Source organism: Rhizobium redzepovicii (genome assembly GCF_019793435.1).
Taxonomy (GTDB): domain Bacteria; phylum Pseudomonadota; class Alphaproteobacteria; order Rhizobiales; family Rhizobiaceae; genus Rhizobium; species Rhizobium redzepovicii.
In genome coordinates this window covers 391,689-412,647 of the sequence record NZ_JAILYH010000001.1, presented here as the reverse complement: position 1 = coordinate 412,647, position 20,959 = coordinate 391,689, and the positions used below count along the sequence as shown (strand labels likewise).

At 62.6% G+C, this 20,959-nt stretch carries 14 protein-coding genes and 3 pseudogenes; 5 read left to right on the top strand and 12 right to left on the bottom strand.

The window, feature by feature from the left end; all coding sequences use genetic code 11:
• Positions 1–375 precede the first annotated feature (375 nt).
• The 3 genes from K6N12_RS01920 to K6N12_RS01910 are packed head-to-tail and all read left to right on the top strand — an operon-like array spanning position 376 to position 1,701.
• On the top strand, positions 376–690 hold the full coding sequence (locus K6N12_RS01920; protein ID WP_012555415.1) for an ArsR/SmtB family transcription factor: 315 nt from the start codon (positions 376–378) through the stop codon (positions 688–690).
• Positions 687–1,046 carry an SRPBCC family protein gene (locus K6N12_RS01915; protein ID WP_183777820.1) on the top strand — a complete coding sequence of 120 codons (360 nt, stop codon included), beginning with the start codon at positions 687–689 and terminating at the stop codon, positions 1,044–1,046. The genes K6N12_RS01920 and K6N12_RS01915 overlap by 4 nt, the downstream gene beginning before the upstream one ends.
• A 43-nt stretch (positions 1,047–1,089) precedes the next feature.
• Positions 1,090–1,701: an ATP-dependent Clp protease proteolytic subunit gene (locus K6N12_RS01910; RefSeq protein WP_088940766.1), complete on the top strand. Its 612-nt coding sequence runs from the start codon at positions 1,090–1,092 to the stop codon at positions 1,699–1,701.
• A 149-nt stretch (positions 1,702–1,850) separates the two neighbouring features.
• Here K6N12_RS01910 and K6N12_RS01905 read toward each other — a convergent pair whose 3' ends face one another.
• From K6N12_RS01905 to K6N12_RS01875, 7 genes are all read right to left on the bottom strand, one after another.
• The gene (locus K6N12_RS01905; protein WP_183778300.1) at positions 1,851–2,162 is read right to left on the bottom strand and encodes a DUF982 domain-containing protein; all 312 of its coding nucleotides are present in this window, start codon (positions 2,160–2,162) and stop codon (positions 1,851–1,853) included.
• A 228-nt stretch (positions 2,163–2,390) separates the two neighbouring features.
• Positions 2,391–4,796, bottom strand: coding sequence for a protein kinase domain-containing protein (locus K6N12_RS01900; protein WP_222148636.1), 2,406 nt, complete (start codon positions 4,794–4,796; stop codon positions 2,391–2,393).
• Between the two features lie 44 nt (positions 4,797–4,840).
• Positions 4,841–6,022, bottom strand: a complete 1,182-nt coding sequence (locus K6N12_RS01895) for a serpin family protein (protein ID WP_222148635.1) — start codon at positions 6,020–6,022, stop codon at positions 4,841–4,843.
• A gap of 14 nt (positions 6,023–6,036) precedes the next feature.
• Entirely contained in the window at positions 6,037–8,565 is a 2,529-nt protein-coding gene (locus tag K6N12_RS01890) for a trypsin-like serine protease (RefSeq protein WP_222148634.1), read from the bottom strand.
• Positions 8,562–10,178 carry a caspase family protein gene (locus K6N12_RS01885; RefSeq protein WP_222148633.1) on the bottom strand — a complete coding sequence of 539 codons (1,617 nt, stop codon included), beginning with the start codon at positions 10,176–10,178 and terminating at the stop codon, positions 8,562–8,564. The genes K6N12_RS01890 and K6N12_RS01885 overlap by 4 nt, the downstream gene beginning before the upstream one ends.
• Before the next feature lie 22 nt (positions 10,179–10,200).
• The gene (locus tag K6N12_RS01880; protein ID WP_183854750.1) at positions 10,201–12,132 is read right to left on the bottom strand and encodes a DUF4384 domain-containing protein; all 1,932 of its coding nucleotides are present in this window, start codon (positions 12,130–12,132) and stop codon (positions 10,201–10,203) included.
• A 211-nt stretch (positions 12,133–12,343) separates the two neighbouring features.
• Positions 12,344–12,721, bottom strand: a complete 378-nt coding sequence (locus K6N12_RS01875) for a hypothetical protein (protein WP_097625702.1) — start codon at positions 12,719–12,721, stop codon at positions 12,344–12,346.
• 550 nt (positions 12,722–13,271) lie between these two features.
• Here K6N12_RS01875 and K6N12_RS01870 point away from each other — a divergent pair.
• Positions 13,272–13,791 (top strand): annotated as a pseudogene (locus K6N12_RS01870) (HupE/UreJ family protein); the annotation flags it as partial.
• A gap of 106 nt (positions 13,792–13,897) precedes the next feature.
• Here the strand turns inward: K6N12_RS01870 and K6N12_RS01865 are convergent.
• Positions 13,898–14,403 (bottom strand): annotated as a pseudogene (locus tag K6N12_RS01865) (hypothetical protein); the annotation flags it as partial.
• Positions 14,404–14,589: 186 nt separating this feature from the next.
• Complete coding sequence (locus tag K6N12_RS01860; protein ID WP_054183992.1) at positions 14,590–15,180, bottom strand: hypothetical protein; 591 nt, start codon at positions 15,178–15,180, stop codon at positions 14,590–14,592.
• 180 nt (positions 15,181–15,360) lie between these two features.
• Between K6N12_RS01860 and K6N12_RS01855 the strand changes: the two genes are divergently transcribed.
• Positions 15,361–16,965, top strand: a complete 1,605-nt coding sequence (locus K6N12_RS01855) for an NHL repeat-containing protein (RefSeq protein WP_222148632.1) — start codon at positions 15,361–15,363, stop codon at positions 16,963–16,965.
• A gap of 224 nt (positions 16,966–17,189) precedes the next feature.
• Here K6N12_RS01855 and K6N12_RS33945 read toward each other — a convergent pair.
• The 3 genes and pseudogenes from K6N12_RS33945 to K6N12_RS01840 form a co-directional block, all read right to left on the bottom strand.
• Positions 17,190–17,539, bottom strand: a pseudogene (locus tag K6N12_RS33945) (methyltransferase family protein); the annotation flags it as partial.
• 19 nt (positions 17,540–17,558) lie between these two features.
• Positions 17,559–18,221, bottom strand: a complete 663-nt coding sequence (locus K6N12_RS33940) for a tail fiber domain-containing protein (RefSeq protein WP_246645357.1) — start codon at positions 18,219–18,221, stop codon at positions 17,559–17,561.
• Positions 18,222–18,245: 24 nt separating this feature from the next.
• The gene (locus K6N12_RS01840; protein WP_222148631.1) at positions 18,246–20,828 is read right to left on the bottom strand and encodes a caspase family protein; all 2,583 of its coding nucleotides are present in this window, start codon (positions 20,826–20,828) and stop codon (positions 18,246–18,248) included.
• Positions 20,829–20,959: the final 131 nt, after the last annotated feature.

Genomic DNA, 20,959 nt, shown 5'->3' with positions numbered 1-20,959 from the left:
CTTTGTGACTGGCGGCGTCGAGGTGGACGACACGGAAATCTGTACCACGGAAAGCAGACGGTTCTTGAATGTCTGTTGATGGGGTCGAGCGGGGCTTCGGCGGAAGTGCCCAGTTCTGTTCGCGAAATGGCACCGGGGGAGACCCGAACTGCACTGCGCTAAGCCTGCATTTCTGGCTAGCTCTCCAGACGCGGCCAGTCTCCTTCGGCCCCAACTCGGACATACGTCGCTTATGAACTGACGTCCGCTGTGGGCGCAAACGTGATGTCCAAGGCGGGTTTGCCCCTCGACTGACGAGCTATCTTCGCAGCGACACCAGAAAGCCGCCACGAAAAGAAGCTTGCAAATCAGATAAGTGTATGCTTATGTGTCGGCATGATCGAGAATGACTTTTTCCGGGCTTTGGCAGACCCGACCCGCCGCGCGATCTTTGAGAAGCTGGCGGCAGGGAGCATGAACGCCAGCGCCTTGCGCAACGGCATGGAGATCAGCCAGCCGGCAATGTCGCAACACCTTGCGGTTCTGCGGAGTGCAAAGCTCGTGAGGGAACAACGGCAGGGGCGTTTCGTGAACTACGAAGTCGATCCGGAGGGGCTGGCTCTGATCGCTCAATGGCTGGCGAAGTATCGCGCCTATTGGCCCGACCGCATCGCAGCTCTTAAGGTCTTGCTGAAGGACATGGATCAATGAACAAACAAAAGATCGAGGAGCAGGATAGCGGCGTCGAGCTGGAATTTGACTTGGGCGATCCGCCGCACAAGGTCTGGCGCGCGCTCAGTATTCCCGAATTTCGGGAAAGGTGGTTGCCAAAGGAGGCATTGGCCGATTCCGATGCGATCGCCGTCACCCCCGGCCAAGAAGTCCGCTACAAGCTGCGCGACGACAGCCCACCATTCCTTGAAAGCACCGTGACGTTCACGATCACCCCGAATGCCACGGGCGGAACCTGCCTTCGGATCGTCCACGTACTGACGGATGCAAGACTCGATGGAATGACAAGAGCGCCGGCGAACAGCAACAGTCCGCCCCTCATGCTCGCCGCCTGACGCGGCGAGCCTCACCCTAAAAATCTGGAAGTGGAGGTCGCCGATGCGCGAAGCGATGCAGCTCGTCCCTATGGTCGTAGAACAGTCCAGCCGGGGAGAACGATCATTCGATATTTATTCCCGGCTTCTGCGCGAGCGGATTGTCTTCCTCAATGGCGAGGTGAACGACACCGTTTCGGCCCTCGTCTGCGCACAGCTCCTGTTTCTGGAAGCAGAAAACCCCAAAAAGCCGATCTACCTCTATATCAATTCGCCGGGCGGCGTCGTGACCAGCGGCCTCGCCATGTACGACACCATGCGCTACATCCGCGCGCCGGTTCACACGCTCTGCATGGGCACGGCTCGCTCCATGGGATCGTTTCTCCTGATGGCGGGCGAGCCGGGCGAGCGGGCCGCCCTGCCAAATGCAAGCATCCTGATCCACCAGCCATCAGGCGGCTTTCAGGGGCAGGCGACCGATATGCAAATTCACGCCGAGGAAATCCTGAAAACAAAGCAGCGTATGACGCGGCTTTACGCCGAACATTGCGGGCGCTCCTATGAGGATTTTGAACGCGCCATGGACCGCGACCGCTTCATGACGTCGCAAGAAGCATTGGAATGGGGCTTGATCGACAAGATCATGCAGATCCGCGAAGCCCCGGCCGATCAGTAAGGGATATGGCCTTGGTGTCGCTAAAATCGCTGGAGATAATGAAAGTCGTACCGTGTGGCCCCCTCATCCGCCCTACGGGCCGGCGACAACGGTGATGAATCCATCCTTGGATGTCGGCTGCTGGCGCAAACGTGAGGTCCCAATCGGGGCTATCTTTGCGCCTTCGACGGCAGGTCCGGTCGTCGCGCTGCCACACCCTGCGGGACCAGACAGAGAGCGGCGATACCGGCCTCTTCGGCCGCGCGCAGAAGCGCTTCGCGGAATTGTTCCGGGGCAATTTTGCCGCTGATGGCGTCGACGCAGGCTTTCACGGCAGCCACATATTCTTCGCCGTCATCGAAAGGCCAGTCGTTCATCAGGAGACGCGCCGCGTCTCCAAGCGTCCATACGATCTTGCGAGATGCCCGACCTCGCAAAGCAAAACCGACCGGCGTGAATGTTGCTGATGTGTTCCAGCACATTATCCTCGACCCCTCAAGGCGGGAATACTGCAATCCCCACTTTTTATATACGCGCATTTTATGAAAGTTGGAATTGAAATTTCGTGAAGCGTACCGCTTGAGCGCGAGGCTGCCGAATGAGGAAAAAGGGCGCCCTGCAACCTCATTTTCAAACGCTGCGTCGACACGTGTTGCACCGATTGAGGCATGCGGGATTTCTTCCCTTTCGATCTCCACCCGTCGGTTCAGTCACCGCAATTCGGCGGTGACCCGGAAGATGCCGCCGGCCGATGCGTCGGAGCAGACGACAAAGGTCGACCCTTCCTGCGCCATGAAGGCGACGTTGCCGCCGGCTTCGCAGGGGGTGGCGCTCCATTGCAGGAGGATGTCGCCATTGTCGGGCAGTTTTTCCGTTTCCATCTTTGTCGCACTGGCCATCCATTCGGTTGCCGACGGCAGGTGAACGGGGGCGTTCAGCTGTTTCGACAGCCAGGCGGTATAGTTCTGCGCCACGGCAAGCGGCACGTCGTCAGCCGGCTGCTCGGGGTTGTCGGCATAGGCCTGTGCCGAGGCGGGATCGGAGTTGGCGGTGTAATAGGCCGCCATCTCGGCGCGGGTGACGGCCTTTGCCTGCATGCAGAAGGATTTTTCGACCTTCACGGCGCCATTGGCGACGCCGAGCATGCCGCCGAGCTCCTTCATCGAGGCGGTCATCAGCCGGACATTCTCCAGCGAATAACTTCCTGCCGGCACTTGCTCGAAGGCAAGGGTCGGCGAAACCGGGCAGAAGCCGCGCGCCGACAGCGCCTCGAGATCGGCAAGGATCGGTTTGTACGCGACGACGGCGAGCTTATAGGCCTCGGCGCTATAGCGGCCATCGGCCTCGCCGATTTTCGGCGCGAGTGCGGCAAGCGTTGGATCGGCCGCGCCGGCGCGGGTGGCGATCGAGGCGTTGAGATCGGCGACCTTCAGCTTCAGCGCCGTCGCCTCGTCCTTTGCCGCCATGACGTCGGCGATGAGGGCGTCGAAAAGTTTGGCGGCGTCGCCATAGCCCGAGGTCGCCGCCGGCATCTGCCATTGCTCGGCCTTGGCCTTGGCATCGGTCATCAGGCCGCTCGCCTTGGCGACGTCGGGGCTATCGCCGGCGCCGATGCGATTGACGGTTTCGCGTTTTGCCGCCGCGTTCTTTTCGGCTGCCGCCAGCGCGGTCAGCGCCTTGGCAAGATCGTCGAAAGCGGTTTTCGATGCGTCGTAATTGTCGATGGCGCCGTGCATCTGCTTGGCGGCGGCACTCTCGGCGGCAGTCTTCATCCGGGCGTCGGCCTCCGCAAAGCTCGGCGCCTTGTCGCCGCCGGCAGCCGAGGCTGACGCTTTCGCCTTCTCGGCATTCTCCTTCGAAATGGCGATCAGCGCATTGCCGAGATTGATGGCGGCAGTTTGATAGCCCGGAAGGGCCTTTTCATAGTCTTCATCCTTGAGCAGCGCATCGGCGGAGGTCAGAGCCGCCGCACCGGTGTCGTAGGAAAGCTTGGCCTGGTCGCTGGCCGGGCGTTCCGGCGCCTTGGCGGCGATCGCCTTCTGTTTGCGGCTTTCGGCTTCCTTCTTCCAGGTGCTGACATCAGCGACGAGTTTCGGATCCGGGCGGAGCAATTTCGGGATCGTGACGACGCCGACGCCGATGCAGATCAACAGCAGCGCTGCGATCATCGAAATTTTGACAGGCGTCCATTTTTTCGGCTTCGGCACCTCCGGCTGCTGCGGCATGCCGCCGCGCGGATCCCAGGACATCGGCTGAATGCCTGTCGTCACCCTCGTGTATTCGCCGAGCGCATCGGCGCCGGTGCGCGGGCGCTGGGCCGGGTCGCGGCTCAGCATCCTTTCGATCAGGCTTGCAAGACCCTCGGGAAAGCCGGGGATCAGCACGTCGAGCCGGGGAAAGATGTTGGAGGGATCGAGATGGATGTTCTTCCAGCTCTGCTCGCGCTGGTGCTCGTCTTCCCAGACCATGACGCTGTCGAAGACGCTATTATAGGTCTGGCGCGGCAGGAAGAGCTTGTAGGCGATCATGCCCATTGCATAGATGTCGAGGGCCGTTGAGGCCGAGAAGGTGCCGCTGGCATAGATCTCCGGCGCGCCGAACTCCGGCACATAGGGCGGGATGATGTGCTCGCCGATCTTCGAGATCAGGTGCAGATTGCCGATCCGGACCGACAGGCCGGAATAGTCCTCGGAAACATAGATGCACTGGTCCGTCAGGGCATTATGAGCGTAACCGGCGCCGTGCAGCGTCGCCAGGCCCTCGAGGATGTGGCGGCCGATTTCGGCGGCGCGCTCATAGGCCACCATTTCGGTTTCGTCGAGATACTGGTGCAGCGTCTTCGACGGCCGCTTCTCGACGATATAGAAATTGTCATCTTCCGGCGACGGCGGGATCAGATCCTCGATTTCGACGAAGCGCCGTGCGGTCAAGGATTTCGCCTCGTTGATGGAGGTCCAGACCCGCTCGAAACGCGCCTTGTCCAATTTCAGCGCCACATCGGGGGCGACGATGAAGACCGCATGATCCATCCGCTTGTCCTGGGCGGGATAGACGATGAACTCGTTCTCATAGACCGGCTCGCCGATCGTGTAGCGGGCGATCAGATCACTTCTCATGCACATGTCCCCCTGCAATCATTGGCATTCCATGAAACCGCATTTTATTCGCCTGCCAGAAGCGGATCGCCGATCAGACCTGCGGCGAGCACCAGGCCGGTTCTTGTATCCCTGAGCGCGAAGGCAAAACGGGCATCGGCGACGACGCGAACGAGTTTCGGATCGATGCTGCGTTCGGTGATTGCTGCCGTGGCTGCCGCCGCCTCCGTGCCGTTTTCGTCGAGCTTGATCATCGTCTTCTGAAGAACGCGCGACAAGCGAATGTTTTCCTTGGTGAAACCCGGGAAAGCCGCATCCTTGGCCTTCCCGGCCGCCAGGCCCATCTGATTGAGCACCGGCATCAAATCACGCCCGTCGCTCAGGGAAAAGCGGGGAAGGAAGATTTCACCCTTGGCAGGTTCGAATTTTTCCCCCTGCAGCCAGGAGGTCAAGGCATTCAGGTCGGCTCCGCCGACCCCCTTGCCGGAGCGCGCCGCCACCACGACCATGCTGTAGCTTTCGCCCGCATAGGCAAGATCGACGGCGGCGAATTTCTCGTCGAAGCGGAATTTTTGCCCATCGCCTGTAAGATGCATCATCGGCACCGAAATCGTCGAACCGTCCGGCCGCTTAAAGGGGCTTGCCGGGCTTTCTTTCTCGAAGGAGGTCTTCCAGCGCGCCTTGAAGGAGAGTGCGCCCAGGCTGACGAAGCCGCCGCCGGGCGGCGCGTCGAGCATGAGGGGAATGGCGCCCCGCGTCGTCTCTTTGACCCAGCCATTGATATGCTCGACCGAGGCCGGTCCGTCGAGATCTTCGATCGAAGGTTTGATCCGGTGGGTGGCGAGCATGGAAAGCGCGTCGGGGGCGAGCGCCAGCTTGTCGTCGAAGACGATGGCAACCGCCGTCGCCAGAGGCGCATCCGCGGCTGCCGGCTTCTCCGGGCTCATGGCGGCAAGCACCGTTTCCGGCCCCTTCACCTCGCTGCCGAAGCCGAGGCCCTTGGCGATTGCGGCCTTGCCTTCGGCGGAGGCGCCGAGGCTGGCAAGGCCGAGGGCTGCGGCAAGGCTTGCCGGCGACACCATGATATTGGCGGCCCCCTCCTTTGCCAGCGTGCGGTCGATCAGTTCGGCGGCAAGCCCCGCCTGCGCGGCGAGCATCGCCTTGCGGTCGCCGGAGTTGTCGGCATGGGCTGGGGCAAGCGTCAGCAGCGAAGCGGCAAGGCCCGCCAGCAGAGTGGATTTCGGCATGGGTTCCCTCCTCTTCAGCGGATGCGGTAGAATTTGGAATCGAACGACCACTTGCCCTGGGCGCCGGTCTCGTCGTCGCCGACGATCCTCAATGTTCGGGCGAGATCGTAGACATAGTTGAAGGCGGCGCGCTGGCCGACGAGCGGCGTCGGCACATCCGGCAGGTCGAGCACTTCGATCGGCTTGTCGCTGAGAATGGCGACGACCATGCCGACGCCGGCCGGCCCCTCCACCACATATTCGAAGCCGGTATAGGGATTGCGCGCATCCGGCACGACGACCGGACGGGCCGGATCGAGCCGGTTGTCGCCGCTCTTGGCGGTCGGTTTCAGCCCCATCGAGCGCTTGTTCGGGTAAAGCTGGGTCAGCTTGCCGGAGGCGTCGATATCGACGAGGATCAGGTAACCGGACTTCTTCGTGGAGACGCGCATCGCCACCTTGTCGCCGATGCCGACCGAGGTGCCGGGCAGCACGTCGACGGCGACGCCCGCCTCATTGTCCGTCTTCAGCGTATTCTCGACGGCGGCGACCGGGGTTTTCGCCTCCTCGCCGGTGATGACATCGCGGCCGAGCGCATCCGGCTGGCCATAAAATTGCGGCACCGGCGTGAAGCGGCAATCCTGCGCATGCGTCCGGCAATATTCGTCGGATTTGCGCCTTACATAATCGAGCAGGGCGGCGTTGCTGACATTCGGCTTGTCGGCGGCCCGCGCCACGCCATCCTGCACACCTTCGATGAAGCGGCGGGTGAAGACGCCGACGGGCGGCCTGGCCTCGCGGTCGACGAGCGCCCATTGGCCTGAGTTGACCGCCGACCAGACCATGGCGTTTTCGCCGCCGAAGGAGAATTTCGCCTCCTTGCCGGATTTGTTCGGCGGTTCGAGCTCGGCCAGCGCCGGGCCGAGGCAGCGCACGGAGCCGGAGGGGGCGGCCACCGCGCTGCGGCTGCCGGGCCCGACATGGCAGGCGTCGATCAACAGCGTGACGCGGCGGTCCTTGAGGCTGTTCAGCCGCGCGGCGATTTCCGTTTCGCGGATCTGGTTGGTGACGGTCACCTTGCCGGCCTCGCGCACCAGCTTGGCGTCGGCTGCGACAAGCGTCGGGCTGGTTGTTTCGTCGGCGCCCATTTCCTCCGAGCCCTGGCCGCTGAAATAGAGGAAGACCCGGCTTCCAGGCGTCGACTGGCGCACCAGCCAGTCGTCGATTTCGGCAAGGATCGCCTCGCGGGTGGCCTTGCGATTGGTCAGCGTGTGAATCTGTTCCAGGCGGTAGGCGAGCGTCTTCACCAGGAAGAGCTGCATCGCCTTGACGTCGCTGGCGGAGCCGGTGAGTTTTGCCTCGCGCATCTCGTAATCGTCGATGCCGATCAGCAGCACGCGGTCGCCGGGGGAGCCTTGGATGCCGGGTGCCTGGAGAGCGGGTGCCTCGGCAACAGGTGGCTGGACAGCGGGTTCTTCGGTGGCAGGCTTGGTGGTCGGCGCGGTATTGTCGGCGGGCGTTTCGCTCGTGGCGGCAGGAGCGGTATCGCCGGCGGGCGGGGTGGTGATGGCGAGGTTCGCCAGTTTCTGGCCGGATTGTCTGAGCTTGCTCCCGGGACCGGTGGTGGTCGAGGCGACCTGATCGGCGGCCGGCGTTTCGACATTCGGCACGTCGCCATCGGTCTTAGCGGCGATCCAGTCGCGGAAGGCGGCGACGCGGGTATAGACGCCGTAGTGCTCGGCCTCGGCGCAGCCGGCACCCCAGCTGACGATGCCGAGCTGGATCCAGCTCTTGTCCGGGCGCTGGGCCACCAACGGCCCGCCGCTGTCGCCCTGGCAGGCATCCTTGCCGCCTTCGGCATAACCGGCGCAGACATTGCGTTCGTCGATCGGGTTCATCCGCATCGAGCTGTCGCGATAGGCGGCACGGCAATCCTCGCGCGGGACTATCGGCAGCTCGACTTCCTGCAACTCGGTCGGCAGGTATTTGTCGTCCCAGCCGTGATCGGCCTTGGTGTAGCCCCAGCCGGTGACGACAGCCTTATGGCCGGCCGCCTCCACCTCGTCATCGGAGGCCGAGGCGAGGACCGCCGGCCTGGAGACGGCGGGTTCGGCAAGTTTGATCAGGGCGATATCGTTGGCAAAGACCTTGCGATCGAAATCCTCGTGAATGACGACGTCTTCGACGGCAAGGCCGGGTTTATCCGGCCCGTCGACCGAGATGACCTTGTCGATCTTCGACTTGCCCTCGACGATCAGCAGATCGCGGGCGAAGAGATCCTGCTTGCCGGAGCGGCCGCTGGTGACGCAGTGGGCGGCGGTCAGGATCCAGCGCGGCGCAATCAGCGAGCCGCCGCAGTGGCCGCCGAAGCGGCCGCGCTGTTCGGGATCGGGCGCCAGAATTTTTACCTGCCAGGGCCATTGGCCCTTCTTTGCCGCCTGGCCGCCGATGACGCGGCCGCCATCCTCGCCGGCAAAATCGGTATCCTGCTGCGCAAGGACCGGTGAGGCCAGCAGAAGCATGACGGCCGCAACGTTGAGGATGCTGCTGATCGACGCGCTCATAGCTTGGCTCCGGCGGAGGTATAGAGGACGGAAAATCCGACGCGGGCGCCCTCGGGCAGGACATCGCCGAGCCGCCTGGCGATATTGCCGGCGGTGCGGCGCCTGTCGTTCTGCTTCAGGAATTCGACGAGTTCGGGCATCGGGGTTTCGGAGGTGACGGCGACGAGCAGATCGGTGCCGAAGGGGGCGACGACCGACAGATCGAGGTCGAAATTCGCAGGCATCTCAGCCTCGGCATCTTTCTCGCCGGGATAGAGGAACTGCACGGTTCCATCGCCGGTGACGTCGAAGAGCATCAGCTTGCGGCCGGCTAGATCGGAGACCGTGACGCCGACGCGCTCGCCCTCGCGGTGGACGGTGTCGGACGGCGTGACGCGCACGGTCTGCGGATTGACCTCCGACAGCCGCTTCAGCGTGTCGAGCGCGGCCATCCGGTCGACGACGAAAGGCATGTCGCCGGCGCCGATGCCGGAGGCGACGACATCGCCGCCGGCAATCGCCTCGTGCTTTTCGGGATCGAAGACCAGTTCGGCATTGGCACCATCCGTCAGCTTGAACGGCGTGACGGCCGGCTCGATGCCCTGCAGCACCGCTTCGGCCCCGAGGGCGGCAATGCTGATCGGCGCGGGCTCGACGGGCGGCGGAGCGTTCGATTTCTCCGCCGCCGCCTGCGCCCCTGCCCCCTGGTAATCATAGACGACGGCGCGGTCGAGATCGGTTCCGGGCGGGCTTTGGGTGAAGATATTCTGCCGCTGGTCGGTGAACTGATAGACCGCCTGGCGCACATATTCGAAGAGTTCGCGGCGGCTGACGGCGCCGTCGCCGTTGCGGTCGGCCGCCCCTTCGAAGGCGCGGGCGGTGGCATAACTCAGCGCGCCGCGTTTCTGCGGGATGCCGGGAATGGAGATTTCGGGCGATTTGGTGTTGTCGTCAACGGCGGCGAGGAAGGTCAGCCGCTTGAAATCGAAGCCGGTGGAGAGCGCGTCCGCCGTCGTCGAGATCGGCGCGAGGTCGTCCTCCTCGATCGTATAGGACGGCGCCTGGCGCCAAGTGATCTCGGCGCCGCGCGGATCGACATCGCGGGTCATGCCGCCGGCATGGCAGGTATCGGCGATGAAGACGACATCGGCGCCCTTGGCCTCCAGTTTGTGGATCAGCACCTTGAACTCGTCGCCGAAGATGCGCTCGCGCGATCCGGGCAGGCGGGTATCGAAGCCGGCGAGCACATAGACCTCGTCGCGGCCGCTCGGTTTCGAGCCCTTGACGCGCTCCGGCTCGCTCGAGCCGTGACCGGCGATGCCGAGAACGACAAGATCGCCGGTCCCTGCCCGTTCCGTCACGGCTTCGATCGCATGGAAGATGCCTTGGCGGTCGGCCTCGCCGTTTTTCAACAGCGTCATGTCCTCGACGCCGACCGAACGCAGGGAAAGGGAAAGGTCCTCGGCATCGGCGACTGCGCCGTGCAGCGGCGGAACGTTGCGGTAAAGGTCTATGCCGATCAGGACTGCCCGGACGGCGCCGCGCTCCGGCGCCTCGATGGTTTTTGCCAGGGTCTCTGTCGCCGCCAGACTGAGGAGGGCGAATGCGGCGGCCATGGAAACGGATGCGGACATGGCCAAACTCCCCTCGCCCCAGCTATTCGCGGCGCCATTCGACGCGGCGGTTCAGCGCGTCGACATCGTCTTCGGTGAGGTTTGCCGTTGCCGTCACATCCACCGGCTCGGAGGCGCCCCGGCCTTCGGCGTCGATCGAGGCATCGATGCCGTGGCTCTTCAGGAAATCGGCCACCGCCTGGGCGCGGCGTTCGGAGAGCTTCTGATTATAGTCGTCGCCGCCGCGCCGGTCGGTGTGGCCGATCAGGATGATGCGGCCGGGCTTCTGCTCCTTCAGCGCCTCCAGCAATTCCTCGGCGGCCTCGGTGCCGATCGAGGTGAAGCTCGACTTGTCGAAGTCGAAGGTGATCGGCACGGGAATGGACACCGGCACGATGCCGCGGACATTTTCGGAATAGATGCCGCCGAGCACGCCGCTGCGGTGATCCTTCTCGGCCGGCACGAAGCTGCCTTCAGGGTTGTCGCTCGTCGGGTTGGCGGCCAGGATGCGGGCCTGGGCGGCACGCTGGATGAGGTCGGAGATCGTGTCGGCCGGCGGCGCCTTGGGGGTGCGGGTCTCGTTCTTGATGATCTCGATTGCCTGCTGGTAATCGGCGGCGGCATCGGCAAAGCGGCGGGCGGAGAAATAGATCTCGCCGAGCGTGGCGGAGGCCTGCCAGAGCACCTGCGGACTGTCGGCGGCGACCAGCAGCGGCTCGTAATCGGCGACCGGCTGGTTGGCGGCCATCATCTCCTGGGCGGCGGCGAGCCTGAGGGCTGCAACGCGGCGCTGGGCATTGACCTGGAACTGGCCGCATTCGGCGCTGACGGCGATCGCATCGGCCTCGGAGGCGGCGGCATTGATATCCTTGGCGGCGACGGCGGTGTTCAGCTTGTCGAGAAGGGCGGTGCAGGCAGGTGTATCGGCATTCGCCACTTCGATATCCTCGCCGGCCTGGCTGGGTTCGGCCGAGCGGCCGAGGTTGAGCTGCGGCATCTTGATGCTGAAGCCGCCGGGAAGTTTGAATTGCGGCATCTTCAGCTGCGGCATCGGCAGCTTCGGCATTTTCGTCTGGGACGTCTGGGCTGGCTGCTTATACTGCGTTGGCCGGGTGGACGAGGTGGTGTCGGCGGGGCCGATCAACTGCAGCTCGTCGGCGGCAAGCTCCTGGCCGGGCGCCAGATTGGTGACGATCTTGTATTTCTTCGGCGGCTGTTGTGCGGCCTGCTCCACAGGCTTCGGCGCGACCGGTTTTGGCGCTGCCTTCGGTTTGTCGACCGTTTCCGGCTTCTTGGCGGCTTCCTGTTTGATCACCGGTTTCGGCTTCGGAGCGGCTGCCGGTTTCGGCGGCTTGGCTGCCTGTTCGACCGGTTTTGCTGCGGGGGCGGCTGCGACGGGCGGGGCGGCCACGGGCGGCAGAGCCGCCGGGCTGTCGACCGTCGTCAGCATCAGCGTCTTGCTGCTGATCTTGGTGCCGAGGCTGCGGGCCTCTTCCAGGCTGCGGGACACGGCATCCATGCCGCCGTCGACCGAGCGGAACATGCCGCTGCCGCTGCCGCCGAGATCGGCGAAGATGGTCAGCGGCTTGGAGGAATAGAAGACCTTGATCTGCTCCTGACCCACGGGGCCGGAGACCTGCAGCCGGGCGCCGCTGGCCGGATCCGGCACCTGCACGCGCTTGCCGGGGCCGACGAGGGCATCGGTCTGATATTTGTTCGGGAAAAGCTTGATGACGGAACCGTTCGGCGAGACGTTCAGTACCGTGACATAGCTGTTCTCAGTCGACTGGATGAACAGGCCGACGACTTCGCCGATGGCGTATTTGGCCTCGGCGCGATCGAAGGTGATGCTGACAGGGCCGGTCTGTGCCGGCGCCTCGGTCAGTGTGCGTTCGTTCTGCGCCTCGACGGCGGGAACCACCGCAAAGAACGAGAGGAAGGTGGCTGCGGCTAGGATGGCTTTGCGGTGCGACATGGGAAAACCTCCTCTTCGAACAATCTCACACTGTGTTGAAGATGAGAATAGCACCGACCGGCGAAATTGGGATGGCTTTGCCTGTCTTGCTTGAGGGAGGGTTACAAATTATTTGGAGCCGCGAAGAAACCGTCCCGGAAAAGACGTGCGCAAGACTCTGGATCGGCAATATCAGCCGCCGGATCTCGTCTTTTCGACTTTGGACCTGCGTTTAGTTCTTGGGTTTCTGCCCGGCTGATTTCAAAATCGAGATCAGGTCGCTCATCCCTTCGGGCGAGGAATTATAGAGCCAGAGAATATCCGGATTATCGACCGTGAATTCCTTGCCGGGGCCCGAGCCCATGTCGCGGCCGGGCGAGGTCGCGTCCGGGAGTTTGCCTTGACCGGGTGTCAGCCCCTTGGCGCTTTCGTGTTCTGCGATGATCGCAGTGGCTGCGGCAAAGGCCTTTTCGTCATGCTGGCGCAGCGCCGCAAGCGCGGGGTTGCGCGCCGCCAGCGCATCCTCGGCCGGGCCGGCATGGCCAAGCTGAGGCATCTGCAGCGCCAGCAGCAGGCCGATCGACAGGGGTATGAGCCGGGATTTCGTCATCGTCGTCACATCCGTCTTATGGGCGCTACCGCGCGCGACATGCTTGCGGACAATAGGCAGAGGCCGGAAAGATGGCAACGGCGCTCAGTGCCAATCGGTTGGGAGGGGTGAAATAGGCTTGGGAGCGTCCGCGGGACAGATCGCACATTCTGCTGGCGCCGGCTGTGGCCGGCGTCATCGCAGACAAGCACATCGGATCGGAACGATGTTCGCAGGGATAGCATTCTCCCGCGGATTAGTCGGTGTCATCAGGTAAAATTTTCTAATCAAAATTGTCGTCTAGCTTATCCCCCGGCTTCTTAACAATATAGCTGGAAGGAAGCAGGTGAGGCCGGCAACCAAAGGGCACGGTTGGCGCGCCGTTGCGACGGCAACAGGCCCGAGTTCCAGGCTTTGATTTGTATCAAGGACACGAGAGGGCTCGCCAGTCCATGTAATCGTAGAAATGTTTGGCTTTTACATAATTCCGGGGGAGGAAAATATGATGAAGTCCCGTTTCATGGCTATTGCAGCGGCTTCGCTTGCGGCGTCGTTCATTGCTCCGGCAGGCTACCTGCTCTTCGTGCTTGCGCTCATCCTGCTAATCCGAAACCGCTGGATGCTGCTCAAGACCATCACGGCGTTTACGATCGCCCACAGCATCACACTGGCTGGAAGCGTCGCTTGGATATTTCAGCCTGCCCCAAAGGCCGGTGGAAGCCACGATCGCGCTCAGCATTGCGTTTGTGGCGCGCGAACTGGTCAAGACGGAACCGGGCGGGAGGCGGCTGTCCGAGAGCTATCCCTGGCTCGTGGCCTTCGCGTTCGGACTGCTGCACGGCTTCGGCTTCGCCGGCGCATTGAAGGAAACCGGCCTGCCGCAATCGGACGTGCCGCTGAGCCTCTTGACGTTCAATCTGGGCGTTGAGGCGGGGCAGCTCATCTTCGTTGCGGCGATCCTGGTCCTGTTCAGGATCGGAGCCGCTCTGGTCGCCTTGCCGCTGGCGCCGACCCGCCGGCTCGGCGCCTACGCGATCGGCACGGCGTCAATGTTGTGGCTCGTTCCCAGGATCGCCGGTCTCGGGATATGAGAGATGGCGCGGAACAAGGATCGGCTGGAAACCTGCCGCGCTTTAGCTCTTCGTTTTGATGCATGTCGTTATCCCGGAACCGCTGCACACTTCCGGGCGACATGCATTAGAAGTGTATCACCAGCCCCAACATCGGGCCCTGCTGGACGACGTCGAAGACAAAGTCGTCGTTGCTGTAATCCACCCCGAGCGCGCGGTACCCGGCAACGGCCGAGACGTTGTCGGCGAACCGGTAGCCGATCGCAGCGGCAACGTCCCAATCGAGGTCAGCGCCGCCGGCGCCGACGAGTCCCCAGCCGGTCAGGTAGACCTCCGGGGTAATGGCGTAAGTGCCCTTGAAGCCGACCAAGCCGTCCACCCAGGTTGCGTTATCCGTTCTGGAGCGCCCGTCCAGAATGCCGCCGTGGAAGGAAAGCTCGCTTTCCACGGACCAGACACGCAGGCCGCCGACGACATCCAGCCGCGCGGAACTGTCTTCGAAACGGCATAACCGGCGCCGAGGAAGCCTGCGAAGGTCTTACTCGAGAGCTCGACATCGGTTGCCAGAAACCCTTTCGGGGTACCGGCTTGACCCGAAATCTTCGTGTACATCACATCGCCAACAATGCTGTAGTTCGCCAAACAATTTTCGAGACGCCGTATCATAGCGTGCTGTCGGGCTACAGGTTTCCTGATTTTTCCTGGTTTTGCACTATCTTCGACAATCGAAGGGGCGCGTTACTTGACCGAGGCGCCGGTCGATCCTGCGGGCTCCTTTTGCGCCAACCGAATGCTTCAATCCGTTGCTTTGGCGCCGGGTCAGAGGATCTTCAATTGCTGCAGGCTGAGGCGCAGATCCCGCAGCATTTCGCCGAAGATCTCCTCGATCGTTCCCGTCGACCAGACGACCATGGTGCCATAGGGCGAGCGCTTGCGCTGCATGAAGCCGGCGGTCTCGAAATCGATCAGCGTCTTGCGGCAGGTCTCGCTCGACATCACCGCCACCAGGAACCGGGCGAGATTGGACTGGTCGATGGCGCCTGATTTCTCCGCCCAGTTCTGGATCAGCCGCGGCTTGGTGTCGGCGGTGAACATCGAGGCGAGCGCGCGATCCTGCGACAGCCCCAGGCGCTGCAGCTTGGCCGGATCGCGGGTCAGCGAAACCACGTAATCATTGTGCAGATCGGCGAAGCGCTCGATATCCTCGGCCGTGTTGATGCCGAAGACCTTCATCGAGTAGAGAAATTCGGCCATCAGATAGGTCGGCTCGGAGCGCAGTTGCGCCAGATGCTTGTCATCGGTGCTTTGCGAGGCGGCGCAGACGCGATCGGAGAAGCCTATCCTTGCGGCGCGCACCTGCTCCAGCAGGCTGATATCGAGCGCCAGTTCGTCACCGTTCCATTCCAGCATAAGCATTTCCCGCCAGCAAATCTTCGAGACGATGTTCTTGTACTATCGCCGGCGCCAATCTCCAAATCGTTTGGAAAGCAACGGCTTGCTGACAAGGCGCATCTATCTTACCATTTCGAAGACTTGACGGTCAGAGAAGGCCGAGCCGGCCTGACATCGTCCTGTTCGGGGGTCGAGGACATGCGTAGTTTTGGGTCGCATATTCTGATTGCCGCGGCACTTGCGGTCGCCTCGCCGGTTTTTGCCGAAGACACGACGATTATAGAGCTTCGCAGCGGCGATGGCGGCCGCTCGGTTGGCATTATTTCCGCCAGTGAGGAAGTCGAGGCATCGGGACCTGCGGCGATCACCGTCGGCGACGACGGCACCATCTATATTCTCGACCAGAACAATGGCCGCGTGATCGCCATCGACGCCGAGCGCTCGCAGGCCGAGCCCGAAATCCTGCCGCTGCCGGAAAATGCCAGCCCGGAAGATCTGGCCGTCGTCCACAACGAACTCTACCTCTGGTCGGAGGGTGTCGTGCCCCTCGAACGCTCCACCGAGGCCGATGGAAGGTCGCAGACGCTGCGCGCCGTCGATGGCGGCGATGCCGACGATTACACCCGCTCGGTCTTTGCCTCGATGGGCTCGGTGCCGCCGGGGCCGCTGAACAGCATCGTCGATGAGATCGGGCGCAGCACCAGCCGGCCGGCGCCCCGCCCGCCGGTCATTCAATATGTGCCGAGCCGTGGGCTCGGCGATATTGTCGCCGAAGTCTCGGCTGCAAACGACAAGGCGGAGATCCTGCTGCGGCGCAGCAGCTCGGAGGAGAATTTCCTGTCGCTGCCGCTGACTGCCGAGGGCCGCATCGGCACCGTCGAACTTCTCGACATCGACACGACGGGCAGGCCCTATGCGCTGGTCGAACTCGTTCCCGCCGATCAGCCAGAGCGCACCGGCATGCTGGTGGTGCGCTTTACGCCCAACGGGGCGATCGACCGGGTCTACGACCTGCCGATCGACCCCGGCACGGTCTTTTCCCGGCGTTTCGTGGCGATCGGTCCGCGCGGCGACGTGCTCTATCTCAAATCGCAGGAAAGCCGGGCGCAGGTGCTGCGGCTCGACGGCCGCGACCCTGGCCGAAAGCTTGCCGTCGCGCGGCCGGCAAAACCGCTCAATGCCGGCAAGCCGGGCAAGGCGCCGAAACTGGCGATCGTGCCGAAGTCGCGCAGCGACGTCATCGAGCGGGCGATCGGCTTCGAGACACTGAACTGGCTGGTGACGTCATCAGCCTACGGCAAGGACCCAGGCCCCGGCTGCATCAACATGAACCGGCTGCGCCGGCCGATCTACCTGATCGGCAAGCGCGGCCAAACGGTGAAGGGCGTTCCTTATTGCTGGGGCTGCAAGACCCGGCTCGAGGATTTCATGGACGGCGTCGAAAAGGGCCAGACCGCCGGCAATGTCTGCACCAAGAGTGCGCCGCAAACCAATATTCTCGGCGTCGACTGTTCCGGTTTCGTCAGCGACGCCTGGGGCCTGAAGATGCATGTCTCGACGCGCGCCATCCCGGGCATCACCAAACGCGTCGCCGACCCCTGGTCGATGCGGCCGGGCGACGCGCTGAACAAGCCCGGCTCGCATGTGCTGTTGTTCATGCGCTTCACCGACGACCGCAAGGTCGAGGTGATGGAGGCCTCGCCCAACGCCTGCAAGGGCCGCGTCTGCCGCAACACCTATTCGCTCGGCAGCCTCTTGATGCGCGGCTACCAGCCGGTGCGCTTCAAGGGGCTGGATGGGTGAACGGCGGGAGCGTCGCCACTCCATCCTCCGTTACACCAGGCCTTGAGCCGAGCATCCACATGGCACCACCAGCAGCTGCGGCATAGGTCCTCGGGTCAAGCCCGAGGACGACGGAGAGTGGGGGATGCGCTTCCGCCAAACTCAACCTGGTCAGGAGCAATGCCAGGCAAAACGCGAAGCATTCCGTGAAAAGCTGAGCCGCTCCGCGTCCTTTGCAGGTATTTTCAGACGCGCGGCGCGGTCGGCGCCAGCCGCCGTTTCGCCATCGCCAGAAGCCCATTTGCGGCGACAGTCTCGGCGTAGTCCCGATAGGCGGGATCCTCGCTCAGCATGCGCTCTTCGGCCCGCGCGCGCAGCAGATAGATCAGACTGACGATCGCCAGCATGCCTGCCCGCGCCAATCCTTCGGCAAGACCGCTGGCGACGAAGCTCGGGGTCGCAAACAGCGACCAGGAAATGTTCTTCGAGACATAGGCCGGATGTTTGATGAAGCGGTAAGGGCCTGAGGTGATGATGCCGCGATGGGTCGAGTTGGAAATCGCGGCCCGAAGGCAATGGTCGCCCAGACGTAGATCTGGGCGAAATATCGATGATCATATAACAGGCAGGACGGTACCTTGCGAAGTTACCGATTTTCTCTGTTGTCGGCGGTTCCCGGCATCAACGGAGAGTGCGATGGCTGCATCACGAGATTCCGATGTAGCCAGTGAAATACCGTCGTCTATAGACATCATTTTGATATCGAGCTTCGCGTAATTCACCATGTAGTATCCTGACGCCGTCTGCATAACCGCCTCAGGCCTGATCAGAAGGAGATCTTGAGCCATGGTACCGATAAAAAGCGGGCCACCCCATACATATCTGAATATGTAAACTGGAATTCCTGAAGGCGAAGTACCTATCCGGCGAATTTCCGTTTTCAAGCGACGATCTGAGCCATCCCAACCTCCAGAAGGACCGCCGCCGGAGTCGCCACTGTCGCTTGATGAAGAGCCGCCCATACCAGAAGAGTTACTTGCGCTGGAACCGGATCCTGAATCGTTGCCCGAACGGCCGAATGCCGTTTCGTTGCGAGGCGCGGCTACCTTTTTGACGGTTGGTGTTCGTTTCACCGTCGACTGTTTGTTGACTGCCGGCTCTTCGCTGGCGAATAGTGTCCTAGCGCCGGGATCGAAGATGCAACTCTGTAATATTGCGCCTGAGCCTGCGATGATTGTCGTGCACATGAGAACACGGATGATTGGATTACTATTCATGTAGGGCGCCCCCATGTCGCCTTTTTAGAAGAGATCGTACCTCGGATTTCGCTTGACCCATGTCGCTTTGGCGAGCTTGACGAGCCTGTCATCCAGCGACTTTGACTTGGAAATTGCTTTTTGCTCCTGAGCATCTAGCTCGGCGACAAAGCTTGCCTCTGCTTTCTTCTTCGCAGCGGTAGGTAGAGCCTTGAGTCCTGCTAGAGCTTGATTCTTCGGATCGCCTGTTCTCGGCATGTTGACGGCAGTTGCGAGCGCAAAATAGCGCGCCGCGGTTGCCATGCTCTCCGGGTCTTCAACCTCGTCCTTTGCGAGTCTGGCGCGGTCGAGCGCCCCCCAGTAATCACCGCGTTCGGCGCCCATCTCCAGCCACTTCACCGCTTCCGCTTGGTCGACGGCAACGCCGATGCCGTCTCTGTACATGCGCCCGAGGTTGGTCGGAGCATAAGGTTGCCCACCTTCCGCTGCTTTGGTGAAAAGCTCCAGCGCTTTGCCGAGATCCTGAGGCACGGCTTTTCCGAACCGGTAAACCAACGCTAGATTATTCATAGAATAGATATCGTTGCGTTCGAGGCCTGCCTCGTAGAAGCGAATGCCGCGCTCTGGATCGGCGGGAACGTTGACTCCATTGAGGAAAATATAGCCAAGCTCGTTCATCGCAAACGTATGGCCGAGATCGGCTGATTGCAGCATCAGCTTGAGACCTTGCTGGGTATCGGCCTTGATCCCGCGTCCGTAGAAGAGGCTCTTGCCATAAGCATATAGTGCGTAAGGGTCGTTCTTCTTGGCCCCTGCCTGGACAATTTCGGTCGCTTTCGCGGGGTCGGCTGGTACAGAGGCTCCCACGATATATAGGCTGGCAAGTTGCTCGATCGCCCGAACATGCCCGGCATCCATCGCCTTCTTGATCGTGGCGAACGCCGTCTTGGTATCACGGTTGGCGAGCTGGGCGCGGCCGAGCTGGTAGACGAAGCGGGCAACCTCGGGATAGGCCTTCACCGCTTCCGTGCAGGCAGGCAGGGCCACATTCGGGTCGATCTCGTTCGGCAGCTTGCCTGCGGTCACGCCCTGCAGGTCGAGGGGTGCGGCGGCTGATGTGTCGCAGGCGTCGAGCACCGGCTTGAAGGTGACGGTCGCTGCCGGCAGGTTGTCATTGGCCGCCTGCAGCGTCAGGGCGAAAGGCTGGTTCTCCGTGCCGATCTGCGGCTCGTAGGAAAGGCCCGGAATGTCGGCTGCCTCAAGCACATGGCCGAGCCCGATCACCCGGTCTCCGGCCCGCAGCGTGCCCTTGTCGGGCAAGGCTGCGACCTTGAAGGTCATTTCGGCGGCCGATGCCGGAACGACCGGCAGGCTTGTCTTGACGGGGCCGACGCCGATCGGCGTGTCGACGTCGCGCGGCAGCGTTTTCAGATAGGCATCGGCGTCGGCAAGCCGCACCTGCTTTTGCTGCTCGAGCTGGGCGAGCTTGGCCCCGGCATCCGCCGAGACGGTGATCGCGACGACGCCCTGCGTCGCCTGACCATAGGGATCGCTGACGGTGTAACCGATCAGGCCGACGGTTCCGGCGCTAACGCCTGAGGAATCATAGGTGAGTGCCGTGAGCGCCGCGGCCGGCATCTTGGCGCCCTGCTCGACCGGCTTGCCGTCGAAGCTGAGCTTGCCGGTCTGCGGAAGCTGGTTGAGGGTGACGAGCAGCGCCGAGCCGGTCTCGTCATGCGGCGGAGCGATCGGCAGCTTGGTGGCGGCAGCCCCTTCCGGCACGCTCACCTGCTGCATCGGCTCGACGCTCGGCGGCGGCGGCGCCGGAATGAAATAGAAGCTGTCCATCAGCGAGGAGTTTTCCCAGGGGACCTGCTTGCCGCCGGTCATGGCGATCACGTCGCGGCGCACATCGGTCAGCACCTGGCGGATTTCCTTGTTGGGTTCGCTGGCGCGTTTGATGAAGGATTCGGAATAGGGGCTGAGCGCCCCGGTGCCGTCGAGCGCCACCTGGCCCGGTTCGGTGGAGAAGGCGATCAGGCTGCCGAGATCGCTGTCGATGCGCGCAAGGCCGCGGGTGGCGCCGACCGGCTCCAGTTTTTCTGCCATCCAGAATTTCTGGGCGTTGAAGGGATTGTTGCGGCAGGCATCGAGGAAGATCAGTTGCACCCGCGAATTCTGCTTGAGGTGATTGAGGATGAGGTCGAGCGGCATGGTCTGAGTCTCGACGTCATAGGGTGTCTCGAGCGTCGCATCGACCGGCACGAGGAAATTCTGCCCGCCGACCTGGATGCCGTGGCCGGAATAATAGATCAGGCCGGCCTCAGCATTGCTGGTCGAACGCAGGAAGCGGCGCACTGTATCCTCGAGCCCGATGCGGTCGACATTGACGCCGATCGTCACGTCGAAGCCGGCCGCCCGCAGCGTGGTCGCGACCTCTTCGACATCATTGGCGGGATTGGGAAGCGAGGGCAGTGTCTTATAGACCGAGTTGCCGATGACCAGGGCGACGCGGCGTCCGTTCTCACCTTCGGTGATGGCGGCACGTGCCGTGCCGATCGACAGCAGCATTGCCGCAGCAATCAGCAGATAGGCGCACAGTCTCTTGACGTAGTGAAACTTGGGCATGGCTCGATCGCAAACATTCTATTGTTTAAGTTCAATAAAATTTGCTGGCCTGCTGGTGCTGGGCCCCCTCCGCATTCACCCTTTGAAAATATTCCTCACTGCTAAAAAAAGCAAGCTTCGCCCGCCTCCAA

Excerpts from the sequence above, each read along its gene's own strand:
- K6N12_RS01915 (WP_183777820.1), top strand. The coding sequence starts at position 687 with ATGAACAAACAAAAGATCGAGGAGCAGGATAGCGGCGTCGAGCTGGAA.
- K6N12_RS01890 (WP_222148634.1), bottom strand. The coding sequence starts at position 8,565 with ATGAGCGCGTCGATCAGCAGCATCCTCAACGTTGCGGCCGTCATGCTT.
- K6N12_RS01860 (WP_054183992.1), bottom strand. The coding sequence starts at position 15,180 with ATGCTGGAATGGAACGGTGACGAACTGGCGCTCGATATCAGCCTGCTG.
- K6N12_RS01855 (WP_222148632.1), top strand. The coding sequence starts at position 15,361 with ATGCGTAGTTTTGGGTCGCATATTCTGATTGCCGCGGCACTTGCGGTC.
- K6N12_RS01895 (WP_222148635.1), bottom strand. The coding sequence starts at position 6,022 with ATGCCGAAATCCACTCTGCTGGCGGGCCTTGCCGCTTCGCTGCTGACG.
- K6N12_RS01880 (WP_183854750.1), bottom strand. The coding sequence starts at position 12,132 with ATGTCGCACCGCAAAGCCATCCTAGCCGCAGCCACCTTCCTCTCGTTC.
- K6N12_RS01840 (WP_222148631.1), bottom strand. The coding sequence starts at position 20,828 with ATGCCCAAGTTTCACTACGTCAAGAGACTGTGCGCCTATCTGCTGATT.
- K6N12_RS01905 (WP_183778300.1), bottom strand. The coding sequence starts at position 2,162 with ATGTGCTGGAACACATCAGCAACATTCACGCCGGTCGGTTTTGCTTTG.
- K6N12_RS01900 (WP_222148636.1), bottom strand. The coding sequence starts at position 4,796 with ATGAGAAGTGATCTGATCGCCCGCTACACGATCGGCGAGCCGGTCTAT.
- K6N12_RS01885 (WP_222148633.1), bottom strand. The coding sequence starts at position 10,178 with ATGTCCGCATCCGTTTCCATGGCCGCCGCATTCGCCCTCCTCAGTCTG.
- K6N12_RS33940 (WP_246645357.1), bottom strand. The coding sequence starts at position 18,221 with ATGAATAGTAATCCAATCATCCGTGTTCTCATGTGCACGACAATCATC.
- K6N12_RS01875 (WP_097625702.1), bottom strand. The coding sequence starts at position 12,721 with ATGACGAAATCCCGGCTCATACCCCTGTCGATCGGCCTGCTGCTGGCG.
- K6N12_RS01910 (WP_088940766.1), top strand. The coding sequence starts at position 1,090 with ATGCGCGAAGCGATGCAGCTCGTCCCTATGGTCGTAGAACAGTCCAGC.
- K6N12_RS01920 (WP_012555415.1), top strand. The coding sequence starts at position 376 with ATGATCGAGAATGACTTTTTCCGGGCTTTGGCAGACCCGACCCGCCGC.